We start from the raw sequence: 14,862 nt of genomic DNA, 5'->3' as shown, positions 1-14,862 counted from the left end.
TGGGAACGCCAAAAGCTTCGCGGGCAAGCCTCGCTCCTACAGGCCGTTCGTTTACTCAGTTGTTATACAGATCAATGATCGCACTGACTGCCTGCGTCTTGACCTTGGAGGCATCATTACGAGCCTGCTCGATCTTGTTCAGGTAAGCCTCGTCGACGTCGCCGGTGACGTACTGGCCGTCGAACACCGCGCAATCGAACTTCTCGATCTTGATCTTGCCGCCACCGACCGCTTCGATCAAGTCAGGCAAATCCTGATAGATCAACCAGTCGGCGCCGATCAGATCAGCCACGTCCTGGGTCGAACGGTTGTGGGCGATCAACTCGTGAGCGCTCGGCATGTCGATGCCGTAGACGTTCGGGTAGCGAACGGCCGGGGCCGCGGAGCAGAAGTAGACGTTTTTGGCGCCGGCTTCGCGGGCCATCTGGATGATCTGCTTGCAGGTGGTGCCGCGAACGATGGAGTCGTCCACCAGCATCACGTTCTTGCCGCGGAATTCCAGCTCGATGGCGTTGAGCTTCTGGCGTACGGATTTTTTCCGTGCAGCCTGGCCCGGCATGATGAAGGTCCGGCCGATGTAGCGGTTCTTCACGAAGCCTTCGCGAAACTTGACGCCCAAGTGGTTCGCCAACTCCAGGGCCGCGGTGCGGCTGGTGTCCGGAATCGGGATGACCACGTCGATGTCGTGATCCGGACGCTCGCGCAGAATCTTCTCGGCGAGTTTCTCGCCCATGCGCAGGCGTGCTTTATAGACCGAAACGCCGTCGATGATCGAGTCCGGACGCGCCAGGTACACGTGCTCGAAGATGCACGGGGTCAGGGACGGGTTGGTCGCGCACTGACGGGTGTGCAGCTTGCCGTCTTCAGTAATGTAGACCGCTTCGCCCGGTGCCAGATCGCGAATCAGGGTGAAACCGAGTACGTCCAGAGAAACGCTTTCGGAGGCGATCATGTACTCGACGCCTTCGTCGGTGTGACGCTGACCGAAGACGATCGGGCGTATGCCGTGCGGGTCGCGGAAACCGACGATGCCGTAACCGGTCACCATCGCCACGACCGCGTAACCACCAACGCAACGGTTGTGTACGTCAGTAACAGCGGCGAACACGTCTTCTTCGGTTGGCTGCAACTTGCCGCGCTGGGCCAGTTCGTGTGCGAACACGTTAAGCAGCACTTCCGAATCGGAGTTGGTGTTGACGTGGCGCAGGTCAGATTCGTAAATCTCCTTGGCCAGCTGTTCAACGTTGGTCAGGTTACCGTTGTGCGCCAGGGTGATGCCGTAAGGCGAGTTGACGTAAAACGGTTGGGCTTCGGCCGAAGTCGAGCTGCCCGCGGTCGGGTAACGCACATGGCCAATACCCATGTGGCCGACCAGGCGCTGCATGTGACGTTGATGGAACACGTCACGCACCAGGCCATTGTCCTTGCGCAGGAATAACCGGCCATCATGGCTGGTCACGATACCGGCAGCGTCCTGGCCGCGGTGCTGGAGGACGGTTAGCGCGTCATACAGCGCCTGATTGACGTTCGACTTACCGACGATACCGACGATGCCACACATGCGACGCAACCCCTACTTAATGGATCTGAACTGAACACAACTTACTGAGGCGTTTTGGCCATCGGCAAGAGGTGCTCCTTGAACGGTATCTCAGCGGGTACGCTGATACCGCTGGCAAGCCACTGACTGCTCCACCCGAGAATCAGGTTTTTGGACCAATCTGCAACCAATAGAAATTTTGGCACGAGCTGTGACTCTTGCCACCACCCGTCCTGCTGTACCGGCCCCAGGCTCAACAGCCCGACCGCCACGACCACCAGCAACACGCCACGCGCGGCGCCGAAGGCCATGCCGAGGAATCGATCGGTCCCGGACAGCCCGGTGACGCGAACCAACTCGCCGATAAGATAATTGATCATCGCGCCTACGATTAACGTGGCGACAAACATGATGGCACAGCCCGTGATCACACGGGCTGACGGCGTTTGGATGTATCCGGCGAGGTACTCGGACAATGAACCACCGAACATCCAGGCGACGACTCCTGCGATGATCCAGGTCACCAGCGACAATGCTTCTTTGACGAAGCCGCGGCTCAGACTGATCAATGCGGAGATGGCGACGATTGCAACGATCGCCCAGTCAACCCAGGTAAATGGCACAGTGCAGCCTACAGACGGATAAGGCGGCGCATTTTAGCAGAGCGCATGGCTATCGGTAAGCTGCGATTGTCAGTGCATTTCAAATCGGGGCGATAGTTTTAACCCCTATCGAAACTGCGCTCGCCCTTGTAGCAGCTGGCGAAGCCTGCGTCCGGCTGCGCAGCAGCCGTAAAATCAGGCAATTTGGTCTATCCGGTACACGGTAAGCAGGGTTTACGGCCGCTTCGCAGCCGGACGCAGCCTCGCAGGGTCGGCAGCTGCTGGAGCCGGGTATTGGCGCTTCGTTAACCGCGCTCAGGCTGGAAACGCACCACAAAACCCTTGAGGTTCTGCTGGCGACTCAGCAAGTCACGCAGACGATCGGCTTCTGCCCGCTCGATCAGCGGTCCGACAAACACCCGATTCTTGCCATCGGCAGTCCGAATGTAGGCATTGTAGCCTTGGCTACGCAGGGATTTCTGCAGGCTTTCTGCACTTGCACGGCTCGACAGGCTGGCCAGTTGCACCGACCAGCTGACAGACAGGCCATTGGCATCGACGCGGCTTTGAGTCGTGTCCGGCTTGCCCGGTGCAGCCGTGATGGGCTGGCCAGGTGCAACCGTCGGTTTGTTGACCGGCGCAGGCGCTGGCGCCGGAGGTGGCGCGACCGGTTTGGCGGCAGGCGCAGGCGCCACCGGTACACTCGGGGCAATCGCTGTCGACGGTGCTTCTTGCTGAGCGATTTCGTCATCACTCGGCACAGGTTCCTGGGGCAGCGCTTGCGGCTCAGGCACCACCACCGGTTCAACCTGAACTTGCGGCACCGCAGGCGCTTGCGGCGCAGCCGGGGCTTCAACCGTCACTTGACGCTGTTCATCCTGACGGGAAAACAGCATCGGCAGGAAAATCACCGCCAGCGCCACCAGAACCAGGGCGCCAACCATGCGCTGTTTGTATGCCTTATCCAGCAATGCCATTTGCCGCTTCCTCCGTGGAGCGCCGGGCCAGCCATTCGAGGGCCTCGGCGACACAATAAAATGATCCGAACAACAGAATCTCGTCGTCGCTCGTCGCCAGCGCGCACTGCCCATCCAGGGCGGCGGCCACGCTGTCATAGGATGTTACCGAGGCGCCAAGGTTCTGCAATGCTGTGTGCAAATCGGCAACCGGGCGCGCTCGCGGTGAATCCAGCGGCGCGACAGCCCATTGCTGGACACTAGCATTCAATTCACCGACAACACCATCCAGATCCTTGTCTGCCAGCAATCCGAACACCGCCAGACGCTTGCCGGCCGGTGGACGGCTGGCCAGACGGCGAGCCAGATACTCTGCCGCATGCGGGTTATGCCCCACGTCCAGCAACAGGTTCAGGTGCTTGCCCTGCCAGTCAAACTGACGGCGATCGAGGCGACCGACCACCCGAGTGGCTTTCAGCGCAGCAATAATTTGTGCATCCACCCAAGGCAACCCGAGCAACAGGTAAGCCTGCAATGCCAATGCGGCGTTTTCCATCGGCAGATCGAGCAACGGCAAATCGTGCAGCTCGACCACTTGCCCTTGAGCGTCAAGACCGCGCCATTGCCAGTTGTTATCGGTGATGCCGAGGTCGAAATCGCGCCCACGCAGGAAAAACGGGCAATTGAGCTCGCGCGCTTTATCCAGCAGAGGCTGTGGAGGATTCAGATCGCCACACAGCGCAGGCGCGCCCTGGCGGAAGATGCCGGCCTTTTCGAACGCTACGGATTCACGGGTATCGCCCAGATAGTCCGCGTGATCGACGCCGATACTGGTGACCAACGCCATATCGGCATCGACCACATTGACCGTGTCCAGACGCCCGCCCAGCCCGACTTCCAGCACCACAGCATCGAGACTGGCGTGTTGAAACAGCCAGAACGCCGCCAGGGTGCCCATTTCGAAGTACGTCAGCGAAGTGTCGCCACGGCCCGCCTCGACCGCTGCAAAGGCTTCGCACAGCTCGGCATCAGTGGCTTCGACGCCATTGACCTGCACCCGCTCGTTGTAACGCAGCAGGTGCGGAGAATTGTAGACACCGACGCTCAGGCCCTGCGCCCGCAGCAATGAAGCCACGAATGCGCAGGTAGAACCTTTGCCGTTGGTGCCGGTGACCGTGATCACCCGAGGCGCCGGCTTGCCCAGTCCCATGCGGGACGCTACCTGCTGCGAGCGCTCCAGGCCCATGTCGATGGCCGAAGGGTGCAACTGCTCAAGGTAGGCGAGCCACTCGCCAAGGGTACGTTCGATCATATGTTGGCGGGTACCGGTGGAACCACGATTGGCTCGATTGGCGCGGCGACGAATGTCGGCGTCGGCAGGCCCATCATTTGTGCCAGCAGATTGCCCAGACGCGGACGCAGCTCCTGACGATGAATGATCATGTCGATCGCACCGTGTTCCAGCAGGAATTCGCTGCGCTGGAAGCCTTCCGGCAGTTTTTCACGCACGGTTTGCTCGATCACGCGTGGACCGGCGAAGCCGATCAGGGCTTTCGGCTCACCGACAATCACGTCGCCAAGCATCGCCAGACTAGCGGAAACACCGCCGTAGACCGGGTCGGTCAGTACGGAGATGAACGGAATGCCTTCTTCACGCAGACGCGCCAGCACCGCAGAGGTCTTGGCCATTTGCATCAGGGAGATCAGGGCTTCCTGCATCCGCGCACCACCGGAGGCGGCGAAGCAGATCATCGGGCATTTGTTTTCCAGGGCGTAGTTGGCGGCGCGAACAAAGCGCTCACCAACGATGGCGCCCATCGAACCACCCATGAAGGAGAATTCGAACGCCGACACCACCACCGGCATGCCCAGCAGGGTGCCACTCATGGAAATCAGTGCGTCTTTTTCGCCGGTCTGCTTCTGCGCAGCGGTCAGGCGATCCTTGTACTTCTTGCCGTCGCGGAACTTCAGACGGTCAACTGGCTCCAGGTCCGCGCCCAGTTCGGCACGGCCTTCAGCGTCGAGGAAGATGTCGATACGGGCGCGTGCGCCGATACGCATGTGGTGGTTGCACTTGGGGCAAACGTCCAGGGTCTTTTCCAGCTCCGGACGATACAGCACAGCCTCGCAAGACGGGCATTTGTGCCACAGACCTTCAGGCACCGAGCTCTTCTTGACCTCGGAACGCATGATCGAAGGGATCAGTTTGTCTACTAACCAGTTGCTCATGCTTTCTTTCTCCAGTACCGGCGGCCCGAACGCTCTGGTTCGCAGCCCCGCGTATGCCCTTGAGCTAAATTCATGTGTGTGGCGATGATCGATGGGTTGCCGGATCAGCGAAACGTGACCTGCGTACACCCCAAAAACCCTCAGCCATGCCTGTGGACGGCGGCAGTGTGCCAGCCGTCACATCAAGCGCCTACAACCGCTTTAATGAATGCCTGAATCTTTGCGTGATCCTTGATGCCCTTGCTCGCCTCTACCCCACCGCTGACGTCCACGGCATAAGGCCGAACCCTTGCAATCGCCTCGGCGACGTTGTCCGGCGTCAAGCCACCCGCCAGGATGATCGGCTTGCTCAAGCCTTGCGGTATCAGAGACCAGTCAAACGCTTCACCGGTTCCGCCGGGTACGCCTTCAACGTAAGCGTCGAGCAGGATACCGCTGGCACTTGGAAACGCATCGCAAGCGGCCGCGATATCGTCACCGGCCTTGACCCGCAGCGCCTTGATGTACGGACGATTCCATTCTTCGCAGTCGGCTGCGGTCTCGTCGCCATGGAACTGCAACAGGTCCAGCGGCACGGCGTCGAGGATTTCCCCCAACTCGCAGCGGCTGGCGTTGACGAACAACCCTACGGTGGTCACGAACGGCGGCAATGCCTTGATGATCGAGCGCGCCTGCTGAAACGTCACGGCCCGGGGGCTTTTGGCGTAGAACACAAATCCGATCGCATCAGCCCCGGCCTCGACCGCTGCCAACGCGTCTTCTATGCGGGTAATCCCACAAATCTTGCTGCGAACGGCTGACATGTCGATAGAACCTCAGGGCAAATCCGAGAAAGTCCCGGATGGTAACAAAAGCGTTCGAGGGCGTCAGCCGTCAAGTTCCGAGAAACCGGTCAGGAAGTGCGGCCCGATGTAACGCTCGGGCAATTCGAACTCGTCGCGGTACTCGACCTGCACCAGGTACAAGCCGTACGGATGCGCCGTCACCCCGCCGGAACGGCGAATTCGGCTCTCAAGCACCTCTTTCATCCACTCCACCGGGCGCTCGCCGGCACCGATGGTCATCAGCACGCCAGCAATGTTGCGCACCATGTGGTGCAGGAAGGCGCTGGCGCGTATGTCCAGCACAATCATCTTGCCGTGGCGCGTGACGCGCAGGTGATGCAGCTCCTTGATCGGCGACTTGGCCTGACACTGGCCGGCACGGAAAGCGCTGAAATCGTGAGTGCCGACCAGGTACTGCGCCGCCTCGGCCATGCGCTCGACGTCCAGCGGACGGTGGTTCCAGGTGATTTCTTCGTTCAGGTGCGCCGGGCGGATCTGATCGTTGTAGATCACGTAGCGATAGCGCCGGGCAATCGCCTTGAACCGCGCATGAAAATGCGCCGGCATGACTTTGGCCCAGCTGACACTGACGTCGTGGGGCAAATTGATATTGGCGCCCATGACCCAGGCTTTCATCGAACGCTCGACCTGGGTATCGAAATGCACCACCTGACCGCACGCATGAACGCCGGCATCCGTACGCCCGGCGCAGAGCAGCGACACCGGTGAATTGGCGACTTTGGACAAAGCCTTTTCGAGGGTTTCCTGCACCGTCAGTACGCCGGAAGCCTGGCGCTGCCAGCCGCGATAGCGCGAGCCTTTGTATTCAACGCCCAACGCGATCCGGAAAAAGCCGTCGGCCACCATTTCGGCGGCCGGATTATCTATATTTGCCAAGGAGTGACAGCCTGCTGATGTACGCAAAGGCGGGCATTATAAGGCCGCCGGACGGGGATGCCAGTGCAACAGGCGGTACTGCGTTGAATGTGATGCCCTCATCGCGAGCAGGCTCGCTCCCACAGGGATTTGCGCCGCTCACAAAACCTGTGGGAGCGAGCCTGCTCGCGAAGACGGCCCGACAGACACCAACGCACTATCGACAGAAACAAAAACGGCAGCCTCAATGGGCTGCCGTTTTGTTTACGCCTTACCGATCAATCAAGCCAGACGCGAAAGCATTTCCTTGGCTTCGCTCTTCTGACCTGCATCACCTTCGGTCACCACCTCGCTGAGGATGTCCCGGGCGCCGTCGGCGTCGCCCATGTCGATGTAGGCCTGGGCCAGATCGAGTTTGGTCGCGACTTCATCAGTGCCGGAAAGGAAATCAAATTCCGGCTCGTCAGCTGCGGAGGCCATGGCGTCTTCCGCCGTGAAGCTCGGCTCGCCAAGACTCTGGGACAGACGATCCAGTTCGGCGTTGACGTCATCCAGTTCGGCTGCAAACGCGTCCGGAGCGTCTGGCGCGTCCATTTCGTCAGCCAGCGACAGATCGAAATCGGCTGGCAGCTCCAGATTGTCCGGCGCAACCTCAGGAACAGCCGGCGTTTCAGCGGCAGGTAAATCCAGGTCCTTGACGCCGTCATCCAGGCTCAGCAGGAAGTCGTCTTCGGCCAGGATCGCCGGCGAGGCATCCCCACCGAGATCCATGTCCAGGTCGAAGGCCGACAGATCATCGAGGTTTTCCTTGATGTCGGTCTGCTGCTGCAACACCGACTCGAAGCTCAAGTCGTCGTCCAGCGGGAACTCGTCCAGCTCAGCCGCAGACACTGCCTTTGGTGCTGGCTCTGGCGCAACCACTGCCGGAGAGGCAGTCTCCAGATCATCCAGGCTCAAATCGAAGGCACTGTCGAGGTCATCGGACTCCGCCTCTGGCTCTGGTTCTGGTGCAACCACCGCCGGAGAGGCAGCTTCCAGTTCATCCAGGCTCAAATCGAAGGCACTGTCGAAATCATCAGGCGCTGCTTCTGGTTCTGGTGCAACTACCGGAGTGGCAGCTTCCAGATCATCCAGGCTCAAATCGAAGGCACTGTCGAGGTCATCGGGCTCTGCCTCTGCTTCTGGTTCTGGTTCTGGTGCAACCACTGCCGGAGTGGCAGATTCCAGATCTTCCAGGCTCAAATCGAAGGCACTTTCGAAGTCATCGGGCACTGCCAGTGCTGGCTCTTCAGGCTCGTCCAGCAGCAAATCCTTGACGTATTGCGCGTCCAGTTCGGCAGCGATCGCAGCGGCTGCGATTCCACCAGCGGCCGCAATAGCCATGGCCGGGAAGCGGCTCTTGAGTTTTTCGACCTGAGCAAAGTTGTCACCGTTGGCCACCAGTTGGCGTTCCTGGGCAACGAATGCATCGCGGTCGCCTTGCTGACCATAGACTTCCATCAGCTTGAGGCGCAGGTCACTGCGTTGCGGCTCTTGCTTGATCCCGTCTTCCAGCAAGGCAGCCGCCTGATTCAGACGACCGGCAGCGATATGCGACTGTGCCTTGCTCAGTACATCGCCATCACGCTCGCCAGCAGGCGAAACCAATGGCGCAGCGATCGGCGGCGTTACCACAACCGGCACAATTACCGGGGCTGGTGCAGGCGGTGGCGTTGGAGTTGGGGTTGGGGTTGGGGTTGGCGCGGTAGCGAGCTTCACGCTCGGCGGCGGCACTTCCAGGTCGTCGAAGATGCCTTTTGGCAGGTCGAGCTCAGTGGAGAACGCCTGCTCCTCGGCCAAGTCACGGGCCATGCGCAAATGCTTCTCGGCTTCTTGCTGGGCTTTGCGACGACGTGCCAGCAACAGCAGCAGGAACAGCGCCACCACGGCACCACCACCTGCCAGACCCAGTAGCCACGGATTGGTCAGCAGTTCTTTGAATTGCTGATCGTCGGACGCTACCGGCGTCGGCTCGACAGGCTGCTCGACCGGAACCGGAGTGGCCCCAGGCGCAGCAGCCTCAGGTGCAGCCGGAGTCGCGTCCGCAGGCGTTGTTGCCGCTGGGTTGGCCGCCAGTTCGGCCGACATCGCCGGAGCGGTCGCACCTGGTGCCGGCGCACCCGCCGCGCCTTCAGCCTGCAACTTGGCCAGTTGATTGTTCTTCAGTTCGATCAGGCGTTGCAGCTTGTCCAGCTGACTTTGCAGATCGGTCATGCGGTTTTTCAGTTCGGCATTGTCACGACGGGTCGTGTCGAGGCTTTCCTGGGTCACAGCCAGCTTGTTGCTCAAATTCTTGGCATCACCCGCGGCGCCTTTACCACCGGCCTTGCCCGACTCAGCGGAGACCAGGCTCAGCTTGTCTGTCGCCGTTTGCGACGAAGGGCCTTCGCCGCGAGCGCGCTTGGTGGCATCGAGCTGCTGCTGTCCGGTCCCGGGCTTCGCCACGTAACGACGACCCTGACGCCACGCGGTGTTCTGCGCGGAGACTTCGGCAATGGCTTTCGGTTGCGGCAGGCCGGTGCTCTGCGCTTGATCCGGCAGGCGCAGCACCTGACCGGCTTTCAACCGGTTGATGTTGCCGTCGATAAAGGCATCCGGATTCAACGCTTGGATGGCCAGCATGGTTTGCTGGACCGAGCCGCCAGTGCGCGACTTCTCAGCGATTTCCCAAAGGGTATCGCGCGGCGCGGTAGTGTATTGGGTTGGTTGGGTGCCACCGGTCACCGGTGCGGTGACGGTTTGCGTCGGTGCAGGCTGCGCAGCCGCATCAGCGGTTTGCGGCGAGAATTTGGACGGATCGAGCAGCACGCTGTAATCGCGCAGCAGGCGACCGTTGGGCCACATCACCTGAACCAGGAATTTCACCATGGGTTCGGAGAGAGGTTTGCTGGACGTCACACGCAGGATGCTTTTGCCGCTGGCGTTGAGCACCGGGGTAAAGGTCAGGTCATTGAGAAACGCCTGGCGGTCGACACCGGCCTTGGCGAAATCTTCGGGCGAAGCCAGGCTCGGCACCACTTCGGCAGCGGTGAGGTCCTTGACGTCGAGCAACTCGATTTCTGCCACCAGGGGCTGGTTCAGCGTCGACTTCAGGGTCAATTCCCCGAGCCCGAGGGCATGCGCCATACCGGAGGACAGCGCCGAGGCGGCCGCTATTGCTAACACCAGTTTGCGAACTTGAACCATAGCCTCATCCTTTGTTTGAACATTCCTCGGCCAGCGAGAAGGTATTGATAGTCGCTGCCGCAAGGCATTGCGCGCGGCGGCGAAGGTCGTCGCGCGCGATCATTTCATTCATGCCACGCGAAGCCCCGGAGGGAGCCCGCCTTCAGCAGTCCGGCCAAGCATAGCGCCCGGCTGGATTCATTCGCCAAAATTGTTGCCAAGTATCTTTTACAGCAGGTCTTTTATCAACAATTCAGCCACCTGCACAGCATTGAGCGCGGCACCTTTGCGTACGTTATCTGACGTCAGCCACAAATTAAGTTCCGACAGGTCGTCGATCCCGCTGCGAACCCGACCAACGTAGACCACGTCCTGCCCGACTGCATCGCCTACCGGTGTCGGGTAATCGCCGGCTTCCACCAGCTCTATACCGGGCGCGTCTTCCAGGGCGGCGTTGACTTTTGCCAGGTCGATGTCGCTCGATGACTGCAAGGTCACGTTAAAGCTATCGCCAAAAAACACCGGGGCTTGAATGCAAGTGACGGAAATCTTTAATAAAGGCAGCGCCATGACCTGGCGCAACTCGCGTACCAGACGTTTTTCCAGCAGCGTGTGACCCTGCTCATCAGGCTTGCCCACTTGCGCCAGCAGGTTGAAGGCCATCTGCCGATCGAAGAAAGTCGGCTCCAGCGGACGCACATTGAGCAACTCGGCCGTTTGCCGTGCCAACTCGGTGACGGCTTCGCGGCCCTGGGCAGACACGGCCAGGCTGGCGGTCAAATTGATGCGTTGCAGGTCGAGCAAACCGAGCAACGGCGCCAGCACGACCGCCAGTGTGGTGGCCGAAGGGCTTGGGCTGCTGACCTGGAACGGCTTTTTCAAACCGGCCAGCACCTGCGCATTGGCTTCAGGCACGACTTGGGGCGCCTGATCAGCCGGCAAGGCGCCGGACAAATCGATCAGCGAGCAACCGGCGGCCGTGGCACGCGAAGCGAAACTCAGGGTTACCGCAGGGCCAGCAGCGAAGAACACCAGCTGGACTTTACTGAAGTCGAACTCATCGACTTCCCGCACCCGCACGTTTTTGCCGCGAAACGGCACCGAATGCCCGGCCGATTCGCTGCTGGCGAGCAGGTGCAGATTGCCCACCGGGAAGTCGCGCTCTTCGAGAATCTGCACGAGCGTTTCGCCGACAGTACCGGTGGCGCCGATCACGGCGATATCAAAGGACTGGCTCATGGTTCTACCTCTGGCGAAACGGGGGGAGCGGCACTTTACCGGGTGGTTGGCATGCAGGCAATTCTGCCAAGGATTTGTGGTGCCTGCGCCGGCCTCTTCGCGGGCAAGCCTCGCTCCTACAAGGGCAACGAGATTCCATGTAGGAGCGAGGCTTGCCCGCGAAGAGGACCTCACTGGCGACACCCCACCCATAAAAAAACCCGCACCTCTTTCAAGGCACGGGTTCGTTCATTACTTCAATCGATCAACGCTCAAGCAGGATCCGCAGCATGCGACGCAGCGGTTCGGCCGCGCCCCACAGCAGTTGGTCGCCGACGGTGAACGCGCCGACGTACTGCGTACCCATGTTCAGCTTGCGCAGACGGCCGACCGGTACGTTCAGGGTGCCGGTGACTTTCGTCGGGCTCAGTTCCTGAATGCTGGCTTCGCGGCTGTTCGGCACCAGTTTGACCCAAGGGTTGTGCTGGCTGATCAGCCCTTCGATGTCGGCGATCGGCACGTCTTTGTTCAGTTTGATGGTCAGCGCCTGGCTGTGGCAGCGCATGGCGCCGATGCGCACGCAGATGCCATCGACCGGGATCGGGCTCTTGAAGCGACCGAGGATCTTGTTGGTCTCGGCCTGGGCCTTCCACTCTTCGCGGCTCTGACCGTTCGGCAGTTCCTTGTCGATCCACGGGATCAGGCTGCCGGCCAGCGGAACGCCGAAGTTTTCGGTCGGGTACGCGTCGCTGCGCATGGCTTCGGCCACACGACGGTCGATGTCGAGGATCGCGCTGGCCGGGTCAGCCAGTTGATCGGCGACAGCGGCGTGGGTCGCGCCCATTTGCTTGATCAGTTCACGCATGTTCTGCGCGCCGGCACCGGAGGCCGCCTGATAAGTCATGGCGCTCATCCACTCGACCAGACCGGCTTCGAACAGACCGCCCAGGCCCATCAGCATCAGGCTGACGGTGCAGTTGCCGCCGATGTAGTTCTTGGTGCCCGCGTCGAGCTGCTGGTCGATGACCTTGCGGTTCACCGGGTCCAGCACGATCACTGCGTCATCCTGCATGCGCAGGCTGGAAGCGGCGTCGATCCAGTAACCCTGCCAGCCGGCTTCGCGCAGTTTCGGGAAAACTTCGCTGGTGTAGTCGCCACCCTGGCAGGTCAGAATCACGTCGAGGGTTTTCAGCTCATCAATGCTGTAAGCGTCCTTGAGCGGAGCGATGTCCTTGCCCACGGACGGGCCTTGGCCACCGACATTGGAAGTGGTGAAAAACACCGGCTCAATAAGATCGAAATCCTGCTCTTCCAGCATCCGCTGCATGAGCACGGAACCGACCATACCGCGCCAACCGATCAGACCTACACGTTTCATCGCAACTACACCTTCTTTAAAAAGTGGGCCGCTGCTTTCAAGAGTGAAAGTTGCAGCGGGCCCGAGAGATTACAGATTCCGCAGCGCGGCGACTACTGCGTCGCCCATTTCCTGCGTACCGACTTTAGTGCAACCGGCCGACCAGATGTCGCCAGTACGCAGGCCTTGGTCCAATACCAGACTGACGGCCTTCTCGATCGCATCGGCCGCATCCTGCAGATTGAAGCTGTAACGCAGCATCATCGACACCGACAAAATGGTCGCCAACGGGTTGGCAATGCCTTTGCCAGCGATGTCCGGTGCCGAACCGTGGCACGGCTCGTACATGCCTTTGTTATTGGTATCCAGCGACGCCGACGGCAGCATGCCGATGGAACCGGTGAGCATCGACGCTTGGTCGGAAAGAATGTCGCCGAACAGGTTGTCGGTAACGATCACGTCGAATTGCTTCGGTGCACGCACCAACTGCATGGCGGCGTTGTCGACGTACATGTGGCTCAGTTCGACTTCAGGGTAATCCTTGGCCACTTGCTCGACGATTTCACGCCACAGTTGGCTGGAGGCCAGTACGTTGGCCTTGTCCACCGAGCAGAGCTTCTTGCCGCGCACCATGGCCATGTCGAAACCGACACGGGCGATACGGCGGATTTCGCTTTCGCTGTACGGCAGGGTGTCGTAAGCCTGACGCTCGCCGTTTTCCAGGGTACGAGTACCGCGCGGCGTGCCGAAGTAGATGCCGCCGGTCAGTTCGCGGACGATCAGGATGTCCAGGCCCGCCACGATTTCAGGCTTCAGGCTCGAAGCCTCGGCCAGTTGCGGGTACAGGATCGCCGGACGCAGGTTGCCGAACAGGCCCAGTTGCGCACGAATCTTCAGCAGGCCGCGCTCAGGGCGGATGTCACGCTCGATGGTGTCCCATTTCGGGCCGCCCACGGCGCCCAGCAGTACGGCGTCGGCCGCGCGTGCACGGTCCAGCGTTTCGTCAGCCAGCGGCACGCCGTGCTTGTCGATGGCAGCGCCACCGATCACGTCATGGCTCAGCTCGAAGCCCAGGCTGTACTTGGCGTTGGCCAGCTCCAGCACCTTGACCGCTTCGGCCATGATTTCCGGGCCAATACCGTCGCCTGGGAGAATCAGAATCTGCTTGCTCATGCTTTCCTCATGTCATCAGTCGGTGCGCCCGTGGGCGCGCCCGGAAAAATTCTATCGTTCAGCCATCAGCACCAGCACATCGGTACTGAATGAACCATCGGCCTCAATCTCAAAATATTCGCGTACTTCATTGCCCATCGATTGCTGCAACTCGAGGATTGCCGCGCGCATCACCTCTGGCGTGCGCATGCGCTCGACCCAGGAGGTGTATTCCAATCGCAGCCGTTGACGGGTGGTGCTGCGGGTATGCAACCCCGCTTCGCTGACCTGACGCAACCACTCGCCGGCGGAATAATCGCGCACATGGCTGGTGTCGCGCAGCACTTCGACGCTTTGCAGGTAAGTGTCGAACAACGGAATGCCCGGTGACAACACGTCGATGAACACCGCCACGCCGCCCGGTTTCAGCACCCGGCGAACCTCTCGCAGGGCCAGGCCGAGATCGCTCCAATGGTGCGCCGAATAACGACTGAAGACGAAATCGAACTCACCGTCGGCAAACGGCAGACGCTCGGCGGCGCCCAGCACGGTAGACACGTTGTTCAGACCACGATCAACGGCGGCATCGGCCACCACGTCGAGCATCTGCTGCGACAGGTCATAAGCCACCACTTCTTTCACCAGCGAGGCCACGTGAAAACTCACGTGGCCGGCGCCGCAGCCCAGATCCAGCACTCGAGCATCGCCCTGCCCTGTCAGTTCAGCCTGTAGCAGCGCGAACTCGGTGCCCTGAGCGTGTACGGCGCTGCTCAGATAGGCCGAGGCCTGTTCACCGAATTGCTTTTTTACGACTTCGCTGTGCTGGGCGGTGCTGATCATGGGGACGTCCTTTTTCAGGGTTTGGTCATGTGGTGCTTATGCGGGCCTCATCGCGAGCAGGCTC

At 60.6% G+C, this 14,862-nt stretch carries 12 protein-coding genes; all 12 read right to left on the bottom strand.

Annotated features, from left to right (window positions below):
- Positions 1–55: 55 nt before the first annotated feature.
- Complete coding sequence (gene purF / locus ACYZUA_RS12515) at positions 56–1,561, bottom strand: amidophosphoribosyltransferase (RefSeq protein ID WP_007905939.1); 1,506 nt, start codon at positions 1,559–1,561, stop codon at positions 56–58.
- A 41-nt stretch (positions 1,562–1,602) separates the two neighbouring features.
- Positions 1,603–2,163 carry a CvpA family protein gene (locus tag ACYZUA_RS12510; RefSeq protein ID WP_074875247.1) on the bottom strand — a complete coding sequence of 187 codons (561 nt, stop codon included), beginning with the start codon at positions 2,161–2,163 and terminating at the stop codon, positions 1,603–1,605.
- A gap of 284 nt (positions 2,164–2,447) precedes the next feature.
- A complete protein-coding gene (locus ACYZUA_RS12505; protein WP_461963333.1) occupies positions 2,448–3,119 on the bottom strand; it encodes an SPOR domain-containing protein in 672 nt (223 codons plus the stop codon).
- The gene (gene folC / locus ACYZUA_RS12500) at positions 3,103–4,410 is read right to left on the bottom strand and encodes a bifunctional tetrahydrofolate synthase/dihydrofolate synthase (RefSeq protein WP_461963332.1); all 1,308 of its coding nucleotides are present in this window, start codon (positions 4,408–4,410) and stop codon (positions 3,103–3,105) included. The genes ACYZUA_RS12505 and folC overlap by 17 nt, the downstream gene beginning before the upstream one ends.
- Positions 4,407–5,327 (bottom strand): acetyl-CoA carboxylase, carboxyltransferase subunit beta, encoded by a 921-nt coding sequence (gene accD / locus ACYZUA_RS12495; protein WP_461963331.1) that lies wholly within the window; start codon positions 5,325–5,327, stop codon positions 4,407–4,409. Before accD ends, folC begins: the two co-directional genes overlap by 4 nt.
- 182 nt (positions 5,328–5,509) lie before the next feature.
- Complete coding sequence (locus ACYZUA_RS12490; RefSeq protein ID WP_461963330.1) at positions 5,510–6,130, bottom strand: phosphoribosylanthranilate isomerase; 621 nt, start codon at positions 6,128–6,130, stop codon at positions 5,510–5,512.
- 63 nt (positions 6,131–6,193) lie between these two features.
- Positions 6,194–7,018, bottom strand: coding sequence for a tRNA pseudouridine(38-40) synthase TruA (truA, locus tag ACYZUA_RS12485; RefSeq protein ID WP_461963963.1), 825 nt, complete (start codon positions 7,016–7,018; stop codon positions 6,194–6,196).
- Positions 7,019–7,309: 291 nt separating this feature from the next.
- Positions 7,310–10,252 (bottom strand): FimV/HubP family polar landmark protein, encoded by a 2,943-nt coding sequence (locus ACYZUA_RS12480; RefSeq protein WP_461963329.1) that lies wholly within the window; start codon positions 10,250–10,252, stop codon positions 7,310–7,312.
- A 207-nt stretch (positions 10,253–10,459) separates the two neighbouring features.
- Positions 10,460–11,470, bottom strand: coding sequence for an aspartate-semialdehyde dehydrogenase (locus tag ACYZUA_RS12475; protein WP_033061851.1), 1,011 nt, complete (start codon positions 11,468–11,470; stop codon positions 10,460–10,462).
- Positions 11,471–11,714: 244 nt separating this feature from the next.
- A complete protein-coding gene (gene asd / locus ACYZUA_RS12470) occupies positions 11,715–12,827 on the bottom strand; it encodes an aspartate-semialdehyde dehydrogenase (protein ID WP_033061853.1) in 1,113 nt (370 codons plus the stop codon).
- Positions 12,828–12,896: 69 nt separating this feature from the next.
- Positions 12,897–13,979 (bottom strand): 3-isopropylmalate dehydrogenase, encoded by a 1,083-nt coding sequence (gene leuB, locus ACYZUA_RS12465; protein WP_461963328.1) that lies wholly within the window; start codon positions 13,977–13,979, stop codon positions 12,897–12,899.
- A 51-nt stretch (positions 13,980–14,030) separates the two neighbouring features.
- Complete coding sequence (locus tag ACYZUA_RS12460) at positions 14,031–14,798, bottom strand: class I SAM-dependent methyltransferase (RefSeq protein ID WP_461963327.1); 768 nt, start codon at positions 14,796–14,798, stop codon at positions 14,031–14,033.
- Positions 14,799–14,862 lie beyond the last annotated feature (64 nt).

It is taken from the genome of Pseudomonas sp. LS2P72 (assembly GCF_054897865.1).
This window is presented reverse-complemented; position numbering and strand designations above follow the sequence as displayed.

What these genes read in the sequence shown, in the direction of transcription:
- ACYZUA_RS12460 (WP_461963327.1), bottom strand. Translation starts at nt 14,798, where the DNA reads ATGATCAGCACCGCCCAGCACAGCGAAGTCGTAAAAAAGCAATTCGGT.
- leuB (WP_461963328.1), bottom strand. Translation starts at nt 13,979, where the DNA reads ATGAGCAAGCAGATTCTGATTCTCCCAGGCGACGGTATTGGCCCGGAA.
- asd (WP_033061853.1), bottom strand. Translation starts at nt 12,827, where the DNA reads ATGAAACGTGTAGGTCTGATCGGTTGGCGCGGTATGGTCGGTTCCGTG.
- ACYZUA_RS12475 (WP_033061851.1), bottom strand. Translation starts at nt 11,470, where the DNA reads ATGAGCCAGTCCTTTGATATCGCCGTGATCGGCGCCACCGGTACTGTC.
- purF (WP_007905939.1), bottom strand. Translation starts at nt 1,561, where the DNA reads ATGTGTGGCATCGTCGGTATCGTCGGTAAGTCGAACGTCAATCAGGCG.
- ACYZUA_RS12505 (WP_461963333.1), bottom strand. Translation starts at nt 3,119, where the DNA reads ATGGCATTGCTGGATAAGGCATACAAACAGCGCATGGTTGGCGCCCTG.
- folC (WP_461963332.1), bottom strand. Translation starts at nt 4,410, where the DNA reads ATGATCGAACGTACCCTTGGCGAGTGGCTCGCCTACCTTGAGCAGTTG.
- ACYZUA_RS12480 (WP_461963329.1), bottom strand. Translation starts at nt 10,252, where the DNA reads ATGGTTCAAGTTCGCAAACTGGTGTTAGCAATAGCGGCCGCCTCGGCG.
- ACYZUA_RS12490 (WP_461963330.1), bottom strand. Translation starts at nt 6,130, where the DNA reads ATGTCAGCCGTTCGCAGCAAGATTTGTGGGATTACCCGCATAGAAGAC.
- truA (WP_461963963.1), bottom strand. Translation starts at nt 7,018, where the DNA reads ATGGTGGCCGACGGCTTTTTCCGGATCGCGTTGGGCGTTGAATACAAA.
- accD (WP_461963331.1), bottom strand. Translation starts at nt 5,327, where the DNA reads ATGAGCAACTGGTTAGTAGACAAACTGATCCCTTCGATCATGCGTTCC.